The sequence below is a fragment of the Amycolatopsis sp. VS8301801F10 genome (assembly GCF_046195355.1).
In the GTDB taxonomy this organism is placed as follows: Bacteria; Actinomycetota; Actinomycetes; order Mycobacteriales; family Pseudonocardiaceae; genus Amycolatopsis.
Genome location: NZ_CP176065.1, coordinates 5,179,649 through 5,196,591 on the forward strand (window position 1 = coordinate 5,179,649; position 16,943 = coordinate 5,196,591).

General features: G+C 70.1%; 15 protein-coding genes. 6 read left to right on the top strand and 9 right to left on the bottom strand.

All coding sequences use genetic code 11. The features are described from left to right. Positions 1-25 precede the first annotated feature (25 nt). Positions 26-1,369 (bottom strand): cation:dicarboxylate symporter family transporter, encoded by a 1,344-nt coding sequence (locus tag F9C11_RS24565; protein ID WP_409179713.1) that lies wholly within the window; start codon positions 1,367-1,369, stop codon positions 26-28. A gap of 165 nt (positions 1,370-1,534) precedes the next feature. Here F9C11_RS24565 and F9C11_RS24570 point away from each other — a divergent pair, with 165 nt between their 5' ends. From F9C11_RS24570 to F9C11_RS24580, 3 genes are all read left to right on the top strand, one after another. Continuing rightward, the gene (locus tag F9C11_RS24570) at positions 1,535-3,139 is read left to right on the top strand and encodes an ATP-binding protein (protein WP_409179714.1); all 1,605 of its coding nucleotides are present in this window, start codon (positions 1,535-1,537) and stop codon (positions 3,137-3,139) included. Continuing rightward, positions 3,136-3,804, top strand: a complete 669-nt coding sequence (locus F9C11_RS24575; RefSeq protein ID WP_409179715.1) for a response regulator — start codon at positions 3,136-3,138, stop codon at positions 3,802-3,804. Before F9C11_RS24570 ends, F9C11_RS24575 begins: the two co-directional genes overlap by 4 nt. 94 nt (positions 3,805-3,898) lie before the next feature. Continuing rightward, on the top strand, positions 3,899-4,666 hold the full coding sequence (locus tag F9C11_RS24580) for an SDR family oxidoreductase (protein WP_409179716.1): 768 nt from the start codon (positions 3,899-3,901) through the stop codon (positions 4,664-4,666). A gap of 68 nt (positions 4,667-4,734) precedes the next feature. Here the strand turns inward: F9C11_RS24580 and F9C11_RS24585 are convergent, their stop codons facing one another. The 8 genes from F9C11_RS24585 to F9C11_RS24620 form a co-directional block, all read right to left on the bottom strand. Then, a complete protein-coding gene (locus tag F9C11_RS24585) occupies positions 4,735-6,123 on the bottom strand; it encodes a beta-N-acetylhexosaminidase (protein WP_409179717.1) in 1,389 nt (462 codons plus the stop codon). Between the two features lie 2 nt (positions 6,124-6,125). Further along, positions 6,126-6,980, bottom strand: coding sequence for a carbohydrate ABC transporter permease (locus tag F9C11_RS24590; protein ID WP_409179718.1), 855 nt, complete (start codon positions 6,978-6,980; stop codon positions 6,126-6,128). Beyond that, on the bottom strand, positions 6,971-7,891 hold the full coding sequence (locus tag F9C11_RS24595; protein ID WP_409179719.1) for a carbohydrate ABC transporter permease: 921 nt from the start codon (positions 7,889-7,891) through the stop codon (positions 6,971-6,973). The genes F9C11_RS24590 and F9C11_RS24595 overlap by 10 nt, the downstream gene beginning before the upstream one ends. A 3-nt stretch (positions 7,892-7,894) precedes the next feature. Further along, positions 7,895-9,178: an extracellular solute-binding protein gene (locus tag F9C11_RS24600; protein ID WP_409179720.1), complete on the bottom strand. Its 1,284-nt coding sequence runs from the start codon at positions 9,176-9,178 to the stop codon at positions 7,895-7,897. 75 nt (positions 9,179-9,253) lie between these two features. After that, positions 9,254-10,387: a lactonase family protein gene (locus F9C11_RS24605; RefSeq protein ID WP_409179721.1), complete on the bottom strand. Its 1,134-nt coding sequence runs from the start codon at positions 10,385-10,387 to the stop codon at positions 9,254-9,256. A gap of 31 nt (positions 10,388-10,418) precedes the next feature. Beyond that, positions 10,419-11,810 (bottom strand): GntP family permease, encoded by a 1,392-nt coding sequence (locus F9C11_RS24610; protein WP_409179722.1) that lies wholly within the window; start codon positions 11,808-11,810, stop codon positions 10,419-10,421. Further along, positions 11,807-13,402, bottom strand: a complete 1,596-nt coding sequence (locus F9C11_RS24615) for an N-acyl-D-amino-acid deacylase family protein (RefSeq protein ID WP_409179723.1) — start codon at positions 13,400-13,402, stop codon at positions 11,807-11,809. Before F9C11_RS24615 ends, F9C11_RS24610 begins: the two co-directional genes overlap by 4 nt. Next, the gene (locus F9C11_RS24620; RefSeq protein WP_409179724.1) at positions 13,402-14,700 is read right to left on the bottom strand and encodes an amino acid deaminase; all 1,299 of its coding nucleotides are present in this window, start codon (positions 14,698-14,700) and stop codon (positions 13,402-13,404) included. Before F9C11_RS24620 ends, F9C11_RS24615 begins: the two co-directional genes overlap by 1 nt. Before the next feature lie 162 nt (positions 14,701-14,862). Between F9C11_RS24620 and F9C11_RS24625 the strand changes: the two genes are divergently transcribed. Genes F9C11_RS24625 through F9C11_RS24635 form a run of 3 tightly spaced genes read left to right on the top strand, consistent with a single transcriptional unit; the run spans position 14,863 to position 16,942 of the window. Next, a complete protein-coding gene (locus tag F9C11_RS24625) occupies positions 14,863-15,804 on the top strand; it encodes a sugar kinase (protein WP_409186968.1) in 942 nt (313 codons plus the stop codon). Then, entirely contained in the window at positions 15,801-16,559 is a 759-nt protein-coding gene (locus F9C11_RS24630) for an IclR family transcriptional regulator (RefSeq protein WP_409179725.1), read from the top strand. Before F9C11_RS24625 ends, F9C11_RS24630 begins: the two co-directional genes overlap by 4 nt. Further along, positions 16,559-16,942: a RidA family protein gene (locus tag F9C11_RS24635; RefSeq protein ID WP_409186969.1), complete on the top strand. Its 384-nt coding sequence runs from the start codon at positions 16,559-16,561 to the stop codon at positions 16,940-16,942. Before F9C11_RS24630 ends, F9C11_RS24635 begins: the two co-directional genes overlap by 1 nt. Position 16,943: the final 1 nt, after the last annotated feature.

The window sequence follows — 16,943 nt, forward strand, 5'->3', positions numbered from 1 at the left end:
AAGGGACCCGGGCCCGGACCGCGTTTCAGGCGCTCGCCGGGGCCGGCTGAGCGGGTTCGGCCGGTTTGTCGTCGAGCAGGGTCGCTTCGTCGAACGGCGCCTGGCCGGCGAACACCTGCCGCGAGCGGTCGCGGTCGAACTCCTTCATCCACGATCCGATGAGGACGGTCGCGACCGCGTTGCCGGCGAAGTTCGTCAGCGCGCGGGCCTCGGACATGAACCGGTCGATGCCGAGGATGAAGCCGACGCCGTCGACGAGTTCCGGCCGGTGCGACTGCAGGCCGCTGGCCAGCGTCGCGATGCCGGCGCCGCTCACGCCCGCCGCGCCCTTCGACGCGATGATCATGAACAGCAGCAACGTGATCTGCTCGCCGAGCGCGAGCGGCTGGTCCTGCGCGGTGGCGATGAACAGCGTCGCCATCGTCAGGTAGATCGCGGTGCCGTCGAGGTTGAACGAGTACCCGGTGGGCACCGTGATGCCGACGACCGGCTTGCTGACGCCGAGGTGCTCCATCTTCGCGATCAGCCGCGGCAGCGCGGATTCCGAAGAGGACGTCGAGAGGATCAGCAGGAATTCGCGGCCGAGATACCGCAGCAGGCTGAAGATGTTGACCCGCGCGCCGAGCCACAGCACCGCGCCGAGCACGCCGAACACGAACACCAGGCACGTCAGGTAGAAGCCGAGCATGATCACCAGCAGGCTGCGCAGCGCGCCCCAGCCGGTCGCGCCGACCACCGCGGCGATCGCGCCGAACGCGCCCACCGGGGCGGCCCACATGATCATCGACAGGATGCGGAACACCAGCCGCTGGATGTGCTCGATGCCGCGCAGGATCGGCTCGCCGCGCTTGCCGAGCTTCTGCAGCGCGAACCCGGCCAGCAGCGCCACCAGCAGCGTCTGCAGCACCTGGCCCTCGGTGAACGCGGACACGAACGTCTTCGGGATGATGCCGAGCAGGAAGTCGACGCCGCCCTCGCCCTTGGCCTGCTGGTGCACCTTCGACACGTCGGCCGGGTTGAGGTGCAGGCCGCTGCCCGGGTGCAGCAGGTTGCCGACGACGAGCCCGATCGCGAGCGCGAACGTCGACATCACGATGAAGTAGACCAGCGCGGTGACGCCGACCTTGCCGACCTTCGCCGCCTTCGCGACCGAGCCGATGCCCAGCACGATGGTGCAGAAGATGATCGGCGAGATCATCATCTTGATCAGGTTGACGAAGCCGGTGCCCAGCGGGGCGAGGCTCTTGCCGACGGACGGCCAGAGCAGGCCGACCGCGACGCCCAGCACGACGGCGGCGATCACGGCCAGGTACAGGTAACGCGTGCGGTCGCGCTTGGGCGCGGCCGCCTCGGGGGTCGGTGTCGGCACCGTTGCCTCCAGCTCGGTGGGGTGGAACGCGGGTCACTATGCGGGGCGGATATGACTGGCGTCACCGTTGTGTTCATTGAGTTCGCGGCGGGAGGAGTCCGGTGTGGACTTTCCGGCCGCGGCGCCGGAGTGCCGCCGGAGGAGGGCGTGTGCTGGTATGAGCGGGTGCCCCCGACCCCCCGGATCCGGACGAGCCGCTGGAGCCTGGCCCGTCAGCTGCTGGCGCTGCAGCTGGCGGTCCTGCTCGTGCTCGTCTCCGGCGGGATCACTATCGCCTATCTCGACGCCCGGCGCACGACGACCGACCGGGCCGGGGAGCAGACGCTCGCGGTGGCCCGTTCGGTCGCCGACGCGCCGGACGTCGCGCGCGCGGCGGCCGGGCCCGACCCGGCCGCGACGCTGCAGCCGTACGCGCAGCGGGTGCTCGCGGACACGCGCGTGGACTTCGTGACGATCATGTCGCCGCGAGGAATTCGTTACACCCACCCGAATCCGGCGTTGATCGGCCAGCCGTTCCTCGGGCACATCGAAGCGGCGCAGCAGGGCGGCGTGGTGTCGGAGACCTACACCGGTTCGCTCGGCCCGTCGGTGCGCGTGGTGGTGCCGGTGTTCGACTCGCGGCATCGGGTGGTCGCGCTCGTCGCGGTGGGCATCACGATCGCGGCGATCTCGGCCGAGCTGCGGGAGCGCGTCTGGCCGCTGCTCGGCGTCGCGGCGGCAGTACTGCTCGTGGGCGCCTGCGGGGGCTGGCTGGTGAGCGCGCGGCTGAAACGGCAGACGCGCGGCGTCGCTCCCGCTGAGCTGAGCAACCTCTTCGAGTACCACGAAGCGGTGCTGCATTCGGTCCGCGAAGGCGTGCTGCTGGTCGACCGCGACGGCCGGGTCGGGCTGTGCAACGACGGCGCCCGCACGTTGCTCGGGCTCAGCGGCGACCCGGTCGGGCGGCCGCTCGCCGAGCTGGGGCTGCCGCCCGAGCTGGCGGCGGCGTTCACCGCGCCGGAAAACCGCACCGAGGAACTGCACCTGACGGATTCGCGGGTGCTGGTCGTGAGCACGACGCTCGTCAGTTCCGGCGGACGCGCGCAGGGGACCGTCGTGATTCTGCGCGACCACACCGAACTTCAGACGCTCACCGGCGAGCTGACCACCGCGCGCAGCCTCGCCGAAGCACTGCGTTCGCAGGCCCACGAGGCCGCGAACCGGCTGCACACCGTCGTGTCGCTGGTGGAACTCGGCCGTCCCGAGGACGCCGTGGAGTTCGCGACCGCCGAACTCGCGCTGGCACAGGAACTCACCGACCGCGTGATGAGCGCGGTCGCCGAACCGGTGCTGGCCGCGTTGCTGCTCGGCAAGGCCGCGGAGGCGAGCGAACGCGGCGTGGAGCTCACCATCACGCCGGACACGATGATCGACGACCTCGGCCCCGGCGTCGCCGGACGGGACCTGGTGACGATCCTCGGCAACCTCATCGACAACGGAATCGACGCGGTGGTGCGGGAATCCGTCGCGCGGCCGTCGGTGGTGGTCACCGCGCGGTCCGGAGAGGACGGTCTGCTGCTGCGCGTCGCGGACAACGGCCCGGGCGTGCCGGAGGAGGCGGCGGGGGAGATGTTCCGCCGGGGCTGGTCGACGAAGGCCGGGGACGAGCACGGTCTCGGGCTGGCGCTGGTCGCGCAGGCGGTCCGGCGGTACGGCGGCGCCATCGACGTCGGACGCGACGGCGGCGCGGTGTTCACCGTGCGGCTGCCGAGGCAGGAGGAGCCGGCGTGATCCGGGTTCTGGTGGTGGAAGACGAGCCGGTGGCGGCCGAGGCGCACCGGCTGTACGTCGAGCGGCTGCCCGGTTTCGCGGTCGCCGGGGTGGTGCATTCCGGCGGCGAGGCGCTGCGGTTCTGCGAGCGCGAACCCGTCGACCTGGTCCTGCTGGACTTCTACCTGCCGGACACGCACGGTCTCGCCGTCTGCCGTTCGCTGCGCGCGGCCGGGCTGCCGATCGACGTCATCGCGGTGACGTCCGCGCGCGACCTCGCCCTGGTCAAGGCGGCGGTCTCGGCCGGGGTGGTGCAGTACCTGCTGAAGCCGTTCACGTTCGCGTCGCTGCGGGACAAGCTGGAGCGTTACGCGTCGTTCCGCGAGGCGTCCGGCGAGGTCAGCGGGCAGGCGGAGATCGACCGTGCGCTCGGCGCGCTGCGCACCACCGAGGCCGCGCCGCTGCCGAAGGGCATGAGCGCGGAGACGTTGGACGCGATCACCGACGCCCTCGCCGGGGCCGGCGAAGGCCTGTCCGCCGGGGGCGCGGCCAGTGCGATCGGGGCGTCCCGGGTCACCGCGCGGCGGTATCTGGAGTACTTGGCGGACAACGGATTGGCCCAGCGCGAACCGCGATACGGGCAGGTCGGGCGGCCGGAGGTCTGGTACCGGCTGAAGCCTGGCTGAGCGCTGACCGGACCCGTCAGCGCTTCGTGCGCGGACGGTAAGCGCGCTCCCCGAAGGTGTGGACATCGCAGTTCACACTCAAGGGGAGCAAGAAATGACGCAGAAGATCGCACTGGTCACCGGCGGCGGCAAGGGCATCGGCCGGGCCATCGCGAAGCGGCTGGCGCACGACGGCGCGCTGGTCGCTGTGCACTACGGCAGCGACGAGACCGCGGCCAAGGACACCGTCGCGGCTATTGAGTCCGAAGGCGGGCGCGCGTTCGCGGTGCAGGCGACACTGGGGGTCGACGGGGACGCGGAGACGCTGGTCGATCGTCTGTCGGCGGAGTTGCGCGCCCGCGCCGGCGAGGTCGCGCTGGACATCCTGGTCAACAACGCGGCGACCGGCGCCGGTTCGATCGCCGCGACCACGGCCGAGGAGTTCGACCGGGTGTTCGCGGTGAACGTGCGGGCACCGTTTTTCTTGGTGCAGCGCCTGCTGCCGGTGCTGCGGGACGGCGGCCGGATCGTCAACATCTCGTCCGCGGACACGCGCATCGCGTTGCCGTTCGAGCTCGCCTACAGCATGACGAAGGGCGCGCTCGACGTGTTCACCCGCAGCCTGGCGCAGGAACTCGGGCAGCGGGGGATCACGGTGAACGGCGTCGCCCCCGGCCCGACGCCGACCGACCGGACCGCGCACATGTTCGCTGACGAGCGGATGCGCGCGGGGATGGCGGGCGCATCGGCGCTCGGACGGGTCGCGGAAACGGCCGACATCGCCGACGTGGTCGCGTTTCTCGCTTCGGCGGACTCGCGGTGGGTCACCGGGCAGGTCGTCGACGCCACCGGCGGGACCTTCCTCGGCCCGGCTGGCGTATAACGACCTATACAGCTCGGCTTCGGGCGCACCGAAGCCGAGCCGCTTCGCGGAGACGAAAACCGCGGGGATCAGCGAGGGCGGCCCGGCGCGTCCGGCCGGGTCTGCCACGGCCGCGGACCCTCCAGCGGCCGGTACTCGACGCCGAGCGCGTCCAGCCGCGGCAGGTGGTGGTCGCGCAGCCGGGGCAGGAATTCCGCGTAGTCGCGCGGTCCGCTGCTCCACGCGACCTCGGCGAACGCCGACAGCCGCGGGAACGCCGCGTAATCCGTGCGCCGCACGGTGTCCAGGTGCTCGGACCACAGTTGCGCCTGGATTCCGCGCACGCGCGGCCCGGACTCGGGTTCGAAACCGTAGAAGTGTTCGAGGTCCTGCAGGTATCCGACCGGGATCGGTTCGTCCGGGTGGTCGCTCTGCCGGTGGTCGAGGTACACGCCGTCCTCGGGGCAGAGCACGACTTCGTGCCCGCCCTTCAGCGCCAGCGCGGCGCGTTCGCGGTCCTGCCACACGCCGATCACCATGGCCGGCAGGTCGCCGCCGTCGAGGACCTCGTCCCAGCCCATCGGCGTACGGCCGCGCGCGACGAGGTGGTCGGCGATCGCCCGGACGAACCGGTGGTGCGCCTCGGTGGCGCCGGGCACCTCGTCGCCGCCGAGCGCGATCACCGGCGAGGGGAAGATGTCCAGCACGTGGTCGAAGACGGCCCGGAAGAAGTCCAGAGTGGACTCCGACGGGTCCAGCAGCGAAGTGCTGATGCCCCAGGAAGTCCAGACTTCCCAAGGGGTTTCGCTGGCCGGGCCGAGTTCCGGGTATGCCGTGATGGCGGCCCGGGCGTGGCCGGGAATGTCCACTTCGGGCACTACGGTGACCGACCGGGTCGCGGCGTACGCGACGATCTCGCGCAGATCGTCCACTGTGTAGTAACCGCCGTGCGGGCGGCCGTCGCGTTCCGGCCCGTCGTGCCTGCCGACCATCGACGATTTCCGCCAGCCGCCCACGGACGTCAGCCGGGGGAACTCCGGCGTTTCGATCCGCCAGCCCTGGTCGTCGGTGAGGTGCAGGTTCAGCACGTTGAGCTTGTGCGCGGCCAGCAGATCGACGAACCGCAGCACCTCGGCTTTCGTCCGGAAATGCCGGGCCACGTCGTAAAGGCAGCCGCGCCAGGCGAACCGCGGGTGATCGGTGACCGTCCCGCACGGCAGCTCGACCGGTCCATTGTGGATCGAGGCGGCCCGGAACGCGTCCGGGCCGGCCAGCTGGCGCAGGGTCTGGCGGCCGTAGAACTCGCCCGCGGAGTCGGCTGCTTCGAGCGTGACGCCGTCGGGCGCGATAGTGAGCCGGTAGCCCTCGGCGGGAAGCTCCGCGGCGGTGCGGACCTCCACCGGAGCGGGCCACGGACAGGCGCCGGGCGCCGCTTCCGCGGACACCGGGCGGGGGAGGAGAGTCTCGAAACCGGACATGGTCATCCCTTCACGGCTCCGGCCGTCCCGCCGACGAGTCTCCGTTGCACCAGCACGAAAAACACCAGCACCGGAATCGTCATCAGGGTGGACGAGGCCATCACGGCGCCCCAGTCGGTGTCCTCCGGCTTGAAGAACACCAGGATCGCCTGCGGCAGAGTCTGGTTTTCGGTCTTGGAGATGATGAACGTCTTGGCGAACAGGAAATCGTTCCACGCGTGGATGAACGCGAGTACGCTCACCGCCACGAGCCCGGGCGCGACGAGCGGGAAGAGGATCTGCCAGGTGAACCGCATCCGCGACGCACCGTCCAAAGTGGCCGCTTCCTCCAGTTCGGCGGGCACCGCGGCGACGAACCCGCGCAGCATCCAGATCGCGAACGGCAGGCTGAACGCCAGGTGCACCAGCACGAGCGAGCCCAGTTCGTTGAGCCCGAACGCCGGCACCGTGCCGCCGACCGAGCGCATCAGGAAGAACAGCGGGATGGTCAGCGCTTCCACCGGCACCATCTGCGCCACCAGCAGCATCACCAGCAGCACGCCGCGGCCGCGGAACCGGAAGCGGGTGAGCGCCACCGCGGAAAGGAACGAAAACACCAGCGACAGCAGCACCACGACCACAGCCACGACGAGGCTGTTGAGGAAGTACCGGCCGAATCCGGACACCGTGAGCACCCGCTGGAAACTGTCCAGCGAAGGCGCGAACGTCCACGGTTTCGGATGCGCCGACTGGATTTCCCCGGCCGGTTTGAACGCCGAGAGCACCATCCAGTACAGCGGGAACGCGACGATCCCGGCGATCACCACGGTCGCGATCTCGGCGACGAGCCGCGCGGGGCGGCGGACTTTCACAGCCATGCGGCACTCCGGCGCTGGGACCGGACGTACAGCCCGGTGATCGACAGCAGCAGCAAGGTCATCACGACCCCGATCGCCGAGCCGAGCCCGTACTCCTGCCCGGCGAACGCCTGCTGGTAGGCGTAGACGTTGAGGATCAGGTTCCGCCCGGCGATGCCGCCGCCGTTGGTCATCACGTAGATCTGGGTGAACACCTTGAAGTCCCAGATGATCGACTGCACGGTCGCGATGGTCAGCAGCGGCCGCACCGCGGGCAGGACCACCGACCACGAGGTGCGCCAGACCGACGCGCCGTCGAGCGCGGCGGCCTCCAGCGTCTCCTTCGGCACCCCGCTGATCCCGGCGTACATGGTCACCATCACGAACGGGAACGAGCACCAGATCACCTCGGCGGCGACCAGCCCGAACGTGCCGAAAGTGCCGAACGTCCAGGAATGGTGCTCCATCCCGGTGAACCCGATGCCCGCGAGCACCTCGTTGACCAGGCCGAAATCGGTGTCGAAGAGGAACAGCCAGACATACGAGCCGGCGATCGCCGGGGTCGCCCACGCGCCGAGCGCCGCCAGGAACAGCAGCGTGCGCGGGAACGCGCGGACCCGGCTCGCCAGCACGGCCAGCGCCGTGCCGACGACCAGGCTGCCGACCACGCAGGCGGCGGCGAACCCGACCGTCTTGCCGAGCACCGTCCAGAACTGGACGTCGGCGAGCAGGTTCGCGTAGTTGTCGAGCCCGAGGAACACCAGCGGGGCCGCGCCCGCCGCCTGCGGCTGGCCGTAGTCGTAGAGCGAGATCACGACCAGCTGGTAGATCGGGTACACCAGCAGCGCGCCGAGCAGGATCCCGGCGGGCAGCAGATATCTCAGAGCGGCGCGGCCGTCGCGGCGGGCGGTCGCGGATCGAACTGCGGCCACGGGTCAGCCGAAGTTCTTGTTCATCGCCGCGGCCGCGTCGGCCAGCGCGGCGTTCGCGTCCTTGCCGCCGGTCGCGATCTGCTGCACGGCAGTGGGGAGCACGTTCTGGCTGTCGATCTTGGACCACGCCGGGGTGCTCGGCACGAACTTCGTGCCCGCGCCGAGCGTGTCCACGAAGGCCTTCAGCGTCGGATCGCTGGCTGCGAGCTTCTTCTGCACCGACGCGAGGGTGGGCAGGTTGCCCATCGCCGCGTACATCTTCTCCTGGTACTTGATGCCGGCCAGCAGTTCGGCGAACTGCACCGCGAGGCCGTGGCGCTGGCTCGCGCCGAACACGCCGAGCAGGTTGCCGCCGGCGAACGCGGGCGCGATCGAGCCCGGAGTGGCGCCGGGCAGCGGCATGATCGCGTACTTGCCCTTGACCGCGCCCTTTTCGACGGCCTTGCGGTTGAAGTCGCCGCCGATCACCATGCCCGCCTTGCCGCCGGCGAACGCGGTGACGCTCTGCGTGCCGGTGAGATTGGCGCAGGCGGCGGGCGGGCAGATGTCGTCCTTGATCAGGTTCGCGTACGCGGTGACCCCGGCCTTGGCCTGCGGCGAGTCCAGAGTGGACGTCCACTTGCCATTGTCCTGTTTGGCCAGCTCGCCGCCGTTGGCCCAGAGGAACGGAAGCATCGCGTAGGTGTACTTGCCGCCGGTGGCGATGCCGTACAGATCCGGCTTCTTCTCGCGGATCTTGCGCGCGTCCTCGGTCAGCTCGGCCAGCGTCGCGGGCGGCTTGAGGCCGAGTTCGGCGAAGACGTCGGTGCGGTAGTACAACGCGCGGATGCCGGTGTACCAGGGAATGCCGTAGATCTTGCCGTTCGCCTTGGCGGTGTCCACAACGGAAGGAAGCAGGTCTTTGCCGTCCGACCAGTTCGAGATGTCCTTGGTGAGGTCGGACAACGCGCCGGTCTGCGCGTAGCTGGCGACGTCGGTGTTGCCGAACTCGGCGACGTCGGGGGCGTTGGACGGGTCGTTGAACGCGCCGGAGAACTTGTCCGCGCGGCCTTCGACCGGGACCCACTGCACGTCGACCTTGACGCCGGCGTGGCTGGCCTCGAACTCGGCGATCGCTTCCTTGACCGCGGCTTCCTTCGGCGCGCGGTTGGCTTCGTCGAACAGCCAGACCCGGAGCGTGCCGTCGGTCTGGTTGCCGCCGGAGGCGGCGGGGCCGGATTGGGTGGGCGCGCACGCGGCGAGCAACGCCAGCGCGGCGACAGCGGGCAGGACAGAACGCAGCTTCATCGGTGACTCCTGTCGCGGGGACCGGTCGGAGACCGGAAAAGACGGGGCTGTGCGGCGTGCCAGCCCCGGTTTTTCTCAGACGAAGAAGACGGAGTTGACGTTCGGGACCGCGAGCGAGCCCGCGGACTTTCCGGGAAGGCCGGTCGCCGGGTCGCGCGGCAGCCAGGCGACGGTGCCGGAGCGCTGGTTGGACACGTAGAACCACTTCTCGTCCGGGTCCAGCGCGAGATGCCGCGGCCAGTTGCCGCCCGACGGCGCCGAGGAGACCAGGGCGAGCTTGGCTCCGCCGTCGGCGACGGTGAAGGCGGCGATGGTGTTGGGGCCGCGCACGGTGGCGTAGACGAACTTCCCGTCGCGCGACACGGTGATCTCGCCGGGGAACAGCTCGCCGGTGCTGCCCGGCGGAACCGCGGGCACCACGGCGATCGGCTTGAACGTGCCGGTGGCGGCGTCCCAGCTGGCGACCGTGACCTCCGGCCGCAGTTCCTGGGCGACGTAGGCGAATTTGCCGTTCGGGTGGAACGCGAGATGCCGCGGGCCGGCCCCGGCCGGGAGGGTGATCTGCTTGTGCAGCTTCAGCTTTCCCTTGCCGGTGTCGAACGAGTAGACGTACACCGAGTCGGTGCCGAGGTCGACCGCCAGCACCCACTTGCCGGACGGATCGGTCACCACCTGGTGCGCGTGCGGCTCTTTGCCCTGGTGCTGCTGCAGGTCGGTGGCCGCGCCGAGCTTGCCGCCGGACTTGATCGGCAGCACCACGACGCTGCCGGAGTCGTAGTTGGCGGCCAGCACGTACTTCTGGCTCGGGTGCACCGAAAGGTGCGTGGGCGAACCGCCCTTCGAGGACACCGAACCGAGCAGCTTCGGCCGGGCCGGGTCGGAGATGTCCAGCGCGGACACCGTGCCGGTCTCCGCGCCCTCGTTCTCGTTGGTGACGTACAGGATCCGGCCGTCGCGAGTCCGGTCGAACCAGGAGACGTCGGTCAGCTTTCCGACGGTGCGCACCGGCTTGAGCGCGGGGCTGCCCGCCGCTCGTTCGGTGACGTCCAGTCCGTGGCCCGCCGGCGAACTGGTGGTGTAGCTGCCGACGTACACCGTCGTGGCCGCGCGAGGGCGGGGCGCTGCCGCGGCGAGCTGGGCGCCCACCACGGCGGCGGCCCCGGCCGCGCCGACCGCTCCGACGAACGTGCGACGGGAAATCTCGGTCATCGAATACCCCCGGAACATGTGCCGATGTGGTTCAGACCAATGCCATCGCCAATGCTGCCACACCGAAACCGCTCAGGGAAAGGACTGTTTCCAAAGCGGTCCAGGTTTTCAGCGTCTGGGTCACGGTGAGGCCGAAATACCGGGACACGATCCAGAATCCGCCGTCGTTCACGTGCGAGGCGATGATCGACCCGGCCGAGATCGCGACCACCAGCAGCGCCAATTGCGCCTGGGAATAATGCAGTTCCATGACCGTCGGCGCGACGATGCCGCTGGTGGTCACGATCGCGACCGTCGCGGAACCCTGGGCGATGCGCATGCCGCAACTGATGATGTACGCCGCCAAGAGCACGGGGAGCCCGGCGTCGCCGAGGGAACCGGCCACCGCCTTGCCGATCCCGGTGGCCGACAGCACCGCGCCGAAGAACGAACCCGCGCCGACCACGAGAAGAATCATCGCGACCGGGCGCAGCGCGCTGGCCGACAGCTGCGCGAGATCCGCGCCGCTCATCCCGCGGCGGCGGCCGAGCAGCCACGACGCGAGCAGCGTCGCGATGGTCAGCGCGATGGCGGGCGTGCCGAGGAACGCCGCGACGCCGGCGCCGGTGGAACCCTTGGGCAGCAGGATGCTGCCGAACGTGCCGACCAGGATCAGCACCAGCGGCACCGCGATGATCCCGCTGACCAGCTTGAGCGACGGCGCGGGGCCCTCCTGTTCGCCTTCTTCCCCGGCGAGCTGCGCGAAGTCCTCGGCCAGCGGCACGTTCACCCGCTTGCCGATCCACGTCGAGTACAGGATGCCGCCGATGAACCAGGCCGGGATCCCGCACACCGCGCCCATCAGGATCAGCCAGCCGAGGTCGACGTGCAGCAGCCCGGCCGCGGCGACCGGCCCCGGGTGCGGCGGGATGAAGGCGTGCGTGATGGAAAGCCCGGCCAGCAACGGCATCGCGTACAGCACGATCGACCGGCCGCCCTGTTTCGCCGCGGCGTAAACCAGCGGCGCGAGCACGAAAATGCCGATGTCGAAGAACACCGGAATGCCGAAGATCAGCCCGGAAAGCCCCATCGCGAGCGGGGCGCGTTTCTCGCCGAACGTCCGCAGCAGCGCCGAGGTGAGCACCCGCGCGCCGCCGGATTTCTCCAGGATCGAACCGAGCAGCGTGCCCAGCCCGATGATCGCCGCGATATGCCCGAGAATGCTGCCGAAACCCTTCTCCAGCAGCGAATCCGAAGTTTTCTGCGCGGTGCCGACGAGCGTGCCGACCGGCACGCCCGCGGCCAGCGCGGTGAGCAGCCCCACCACGATCAAGGCGATGAACGGTTCGACCTTCACCTTGATGATGAGGAAAAGCAGCACCGCGATGGACACCGCGGCCAGGGTGAGCAGACCGGCCGTGCTGGTCTGCAGCCAGTGAATCATCGTCGACTCCGGGGATGGCGAAGGGAATGCCCGGCGAGCGCGCCGGTGGGGGACCCGTCTTCGAGGGCTGCGACGCCGTTGACGAAGACGTAGGGGAGACCCGCGGCGGGCTGCCGCGGATTGTCGAACGTCGCGGTGTCGGCGACCGTTTCCGGATCGAAGAGCACCAGGTCGGCCGCGCAACCGGGACGGACGAGGCCCCGGTCGGACAGTCCCAGCCGCCGTGCCGCGCGCCCGGTGAGGTGCGCGACGCAGTCGGCCAGTTCGAGAACGCCCAGCTCGCGGACGTAGCGGGCGAGGTACCGCGGGAAAGTGCCCCACGCCCGGGGATGCGGCCGCGCGCCGACCAGCAGGCCGTCCGAGCCGCCGGTGTGCGTGCGGTGCCGCATGATGGCCTGCACGTTCTCCTCGTGCCCCACGTGCATGAGGCAGGAGGTGCCGAGCTTTTCGTCGATCAGCGTGTCGAAATACAGCTCTGCCGGAGCTTTCCCGATCTTGCGTGCGGACGCGAGGACGCTGTGTCCCACCAGATCGGCGTTTTCCTCGCGGCGCACCCCGTTGATTTCGATGGCGTCCCAGTCGATCGGCACGCCGTGCGCACCGTCCGAACCGGACTCTTCGATCTCCGCCCGGATCCGTTCGCGAGTGTCTGGATCGGACAGTCGAGCGAGGGTTGGTTCCAAACCGCCTTCGGTGGACCAGCTGGGCAGCAGCGCGGACAGGTAGGTCGCGCCGGGCAGGTACGGGTAGGTGTCGAGGGTGATGTCGCAGCCGTCGTCGAGTGCGTTGTCCAGCAGCCGCAGCAAATCCGGCGCTTTGCCTTTGTTGACGGAGAAGTTCATCGTCGCGTGCGCGAGGTGCAGCGGACAGCCGGAGCGGCGCGAGACGTCGACCATCTCCGCGAACGCCTCCAGCGCGCCCGCGCCGTAGCTGCGGTGGTGGGGGCTGTAGTAGCCGCCGCGCTCGCCGACGACGCGGCACAGCTCGACCAGTTCCTCGGTGGTCGCGTACATCCCGGGCGTGTAAGTCAGTCCCGAGGACAGGCCGAACGCGCCTTCCTCCAGCCCGGTCGCGATCAGGTCCTGCATCCGGGCCAGCTCGGTGGCGGTGGCGGGCCGGTCTTCCCAGCCCACCACCAGCATCCGCACCGTGCCTTGCGGGACGAGGTACGCGGCGTTCGTCGCGATGCCCTGGTCGAGCCGGTCGAGGTACTCGCCGACGGAGCGCCAGTTCCAGTCGAAGCCGGCCGGGTCGTCGTTCCATCCGGCCAGCTGCTGGCGCAGGCTCGCGAGCACGTCGTCGTCGACCGGCGCGTAGGACAGCCCGTCCTGGCCCAGCACCTCGGTGGTCACGCCCTGGCTGATTTTCGCCAGATGGTCCGGGTTGGCGAGCAGCTGCAGGTCGGAATGCGAATGCATGTCGATGAATCCGGGGGAGAGGACCAGCCCGGTCGCGTCGAGCACGCGCGGCGCGGTCAGCTCTCCCGGCGCGGCGACGTCGGCGATGCGGTCGCCGCTGATCCCGACGTCGCGGATCTCCAGCGGGGCCCCGGTTCCGTCGGCGACTCGGGCGCCGCGGATCACGAGGTCCATCAGAACCACGTCCGCACGAAATCGACCACTGTTTCGCCGTCGGTATCGACCACGGGCAGCAGCGACCACTTGTCGAACGTCGTGCAGGGATGCGACAACCCGAGCCGCACCCAGTCGCCGACCTCGACCGGCGACCCTTCAGGCAGTTCCAGGAACGCGTGCTGGTCGTTGAGCTTCGGCACGCGGTGCCCGGTCAGTTCGGTGATCACGCCGTCCTTGCGCAGCAGTTGCGGCTCCGGCATGCCTTCGTCGTACGGCAGGTCGCGCTTGCCCGCGGTGAGCAGCGCCAGCTCCGGCGTCGGCTTCGACGTGACCTGCGCCCACGCGTGCAGCGCTGGCCGGAAGCTGTCCACACCAGCGATGCGCGGGTGTTCGCCGAGCGGCGAGATCTCGCGGTAGAAGCCGTCGTCGTGCGTGAGGTATGCGCCGCTGCGCAGGATCGGGACCACTTCGAGACCGTCCGGCCACGGCTTGGTCAGCTCGTCCACGACGCGGTCGAAGTACGCGCTGCCGCCCGCGGTGACGTACACCGGGCCGTCGGCGAGCAAACCCTTCTCCGCGAAGGTGATCACCGCGGCGCGCAGAGTGTCCACATAGGAACTGATCTTCGCCAGCGCCGCTTCGTCGGTGTGGTGTGAAAGCGCGCCCTCGTAGCCGCCGGTGCCGCGCAGGCGCAACACCGGGCTCTTCGCCGCGGCCTCGGCAACAGCGAGCGCGGTCGCTGCGTCGCGCACACCGGTGCGGCCGCCTTCACCGCCAAGTTCCACCAGCACGTCGACGGGCCGCTCGGCACCGGCGAGCGCTTCGGTCATCAGCTCGACGCTGCGCACCGAGTCGACCCAGCAGACGAACTCGAAGCCCGGGTCCGCCGCCAGCTCGCCGGCGAGCCAGCGCAGCGCGGACGGGTCCACGAGCTGGTTCGCCAGCAGGATCCGCGACACGCCGAACGCGCGGTAGATCCGCACGTGCCCGGCGTTCGCCGCGGTGATGCCCCACGAGCCGTGCTCCAGCTGCCGGGCGAACAGCTCCGGAGCCATCGTCGTCTTGCCGTGCGGCGCGAGCGCGATCCCGCGTCCGGCGCACCAGCGGGCCATGGTGGCGAGGTTGTGCTCCAGCGCGGCCGCGTCGATGACCACGAACGGACCGAAGAAGCCGTCGTCGAAGAGCTTCGCGCGGCGGGCCGCGGCTTCGTCGAGCGTGAGCCCGGCCAGGGCCGGGGGGAGGGCGCGGAAGCGCCAGTCGATCCGTTCGCCGCGCCCGGCTCGGACGGCGGCGGTGAGAGCGGCGTTGCTGTTCATCGGGGACCTCGGTTGCGTATATTGCAACGGACGTTGCGCAAAATGCGTTGCCTAGGTGTAGCATCCGGGTGGCCACAGGTCAACGGGGAAGGAACGTCAGTGACCAGCAGTCCGACAGCGTCGCCCGGAGTACCGCCCGAAGTGCTCTGCATCGGCGAGTCGATGGCGTTGTTCGTGCCCGCCGAACCCGGCCCGCCGGACGAGGTGCGCACCTGGCTGCGCACCGTCGGCGGCGCGGAGTCGAACGTCGCGTGCCATCTGCCCGCCCTCGGCGTGCGCAGCGCTTGGGTCAGCGCGGTCGGCGACGACCCGTTCGGCCGCGCGCTCGTCCGCGAGATCGCGGCGGCGGGCGTGGACGTCCGCGGCGTCGTGGTCGATCCGACCCGCCCGACCGGGCTGTACGTGAAGGAAAGCGGCGCGGGCGGCAGTCCGGTCCGCTACTACCGCACGGGTTCCGCGGCGTCCGGCATGGGTCCGGAACTGGTGTCCACAGTGGACTTCACCGGCGTTCGCGTGCTGCACCTTTCCGGGATCACGCCCGCGCTTTCGGACAGCTGCCTCGCGCTCGTCCGCGCATTGCTCGACCGGCCGCGCGGCGACCTGCTCGTGTCGTTCGACGTCAACCACCGCCCCGCGCTGTGGACCGGACGCGACCAGTCCGTGCTCGCCGAACTCGCCGGGAAAGCCGATCTGGTGCTGACCGGCGACGACGAGGCGGAACGCGTGTGGGGCACCGGCGATCCGGCGGAGCTGCGCGCTCTGCTGCCCGGTCCGCGCACGCTGGTGGTCAAGCACGGGGAACGCGGCGCGACGCTCGTCGAGGGCTCGGCCGAACCGCTGTTCTCGCCCGCGCTGCGGGTCGAGGTCGTGGAGCCGGTCGGCGCCGGGGATGCCTTCGCGGCCGGCTTCCTGGCCGCGACCCTGCGCGGAGCCGACCCGCTGACGAGGCTCCGGCGCGGCCACCTGCAAGCTGCCGCGACACTGCTGACACAAGACGACGTCGGCGTGCCGCTGGCCGAGGCCGTCGTGGCGAAACTGGTCCAGGCGGACGCCGACAGCTGGGGTTCCGTCCGGCTCACCGGGGAGGGAGTGGTGGCCACGTGAGCCAAAGTCTCGACCGCGCGCTGACGCTGCTAGGCGGCCTCGCCCGCGGCGGCAAGACGCTCGACGAGCTGGCCGAAGAGATCGGCGTGCACAAAACGACCGTGCTCCGGCTGCTGCGCACTCTCGAAGCACACCATTTCGTGCGGCGCGAAGGACCCCGGCACTACCGGCTCGGCAGCGCGCTTTTCGACCTCGCCAACCAGGCGCTGGAAGACCGCGACGTCCGGCGCAGCGCGCACGAAGCGCTCGCCGCGCTGAACCTGCGCACCGGGCACACCGTGCACCTGGCGTCCTATGAGGACGGTGAGGTGGTGTACATCGACAAGTTCGAGGGGCACCACGCGGTCCGGATGTATTCGCGGGTCGGCAAACGCGCGCCGCTGCACTGCACCGCGGTCGGCAAGGTGCTCGTCGCGGCGATGCCGCGGGCGAAACGCGAGGAGATCGCCCGCAAGATCGACTACGTCGTGCTCACCGCCAACACGATCACCACGCCCGAGGCGTACCTGGCCGAACTGGACCAGGTCGCTGAGCGCGGGTACGCGGTGGACAATGCCGAGCACGAGGACTTCATCCACTGCATTTCCGCGCCGGTGCGCGGCGCGGGCGGCGAAGTGCTCGCCGCGGCGTCGATGTCGGTGCCGAAGGTGCTGCTGGACTACGAGGGGCTGCTGGCGCTCGTGCCCGAGCTGCTGGCCGCCGCCGAGGAAGCTTCCGTCCACAGTGGATGGACGGGGAACGGAAAGGGGCAATGATGGGCAAGACGGCGATCACCAGCGAGAACGCGCCGAAGCCGCCGGCGAACTTCTCGCAGGCCGTCCGCAAGGGGAACATCCTGCAGATCGCCGGCTCGGTCGCGTTCGACCCGGCCACCGGCGAGATCGTCGGCGACGACATCGCGAGCCAGACCCGGCAGGTGTTCAAGAACCTGACCGCACTGCTCGAAGAAGCGGGCTCGAGCTTCGCGGACGCGGTGATGGTGCGCGTGTACCTCACCGACACCAGCCACTTCGCCGCGTTCAACGAGGTCTACAACGAGCTGATCGGCGAAGCCCCGTACGCGGCCCGTACGACGGTGTACGTCGGGCTGCCCGCCGGTCTCCTGGTGGAGATCGACGTGCTCGCCGTGCTGGACTGAC

Excerpts from the sequence above, each read along its gene's own strand:
- F9C11_RS24580 (WP_409179716.1), top strand. The coding sequence starts at position 3,899 with ATGACGCAGAAGATCGCACTGGTCACCGGCGGCGGCAAGGGCATCGGC.
- F9C11_RS24585 (WP_409179717.1), bottom strand. The coding sequence starts at position 6,123 with ATGTCCGGTTTCGAGACTCTCCTCCCCCGCCCGGTGTCCGCGGAAGCG.
- F9C11_RS24590 (WP_409179718.1), bottom strand. The coding sequence starts at position 6,980 with ATGGCTGTGAAAGTCCGCCGCCCCGCGCGGCTCGTCGCCGAGATCGCG.
- F9C11_RS24600 (WP_409179720.1), bottom strand. The coding sequence starts at position 9,178 with ATGAAGCTGCGTTCTGTCCTGCCCGCTGTCGCCGCGCTGGCGTTGCTC.
- F9C11_RS24605 (WP_409179721.1), bottom strand. The coding sequence starts at position 10,387 with ATGACCGAGATTTCCCGTCGCACGTTCGTCGGAGCGGTCGGCGCGGCC.
- F9C11_RS24610 (WP_409179722.1), bottom strand. The coding sequence starts at position 11,810 with ATGATTCACTGGCTGCAGACCAGCACGGCCGGTCTGCTCACCCTGGCC.
- F9C11_RS24615 (WP_409179723.1), bottom strand. The coding sequence starts at position 13,402 with ATGGACCTCGTGATCCGCGGCGCCCGAGTCGCCGACGGAACCGGGGCC.
- F9C11_RS24620 (WP_409179724.1), bottom strand. The coding sequence starts at position 14,700 with ATGAACAGCAACGCCGCTCTCACCGCCGCCGTCCGAGCCGGGCGCGGC.
- F9C11_RS24625 (WP_409186968.1), top strand. The coding sequence starts at position 14,863 with ATGGCGTTGTTCGTGCCCGCCGAACCCGGCCCGCCGGACGAGGTGCGC.
- F9C11_RS24635 (WP_409186969.1), top strand. The coding sequence starts at position 16,559 with ATGGGCAAGACGGCGATCACCAGCGAGAACGCGCCGAAGCCGCCGGCG.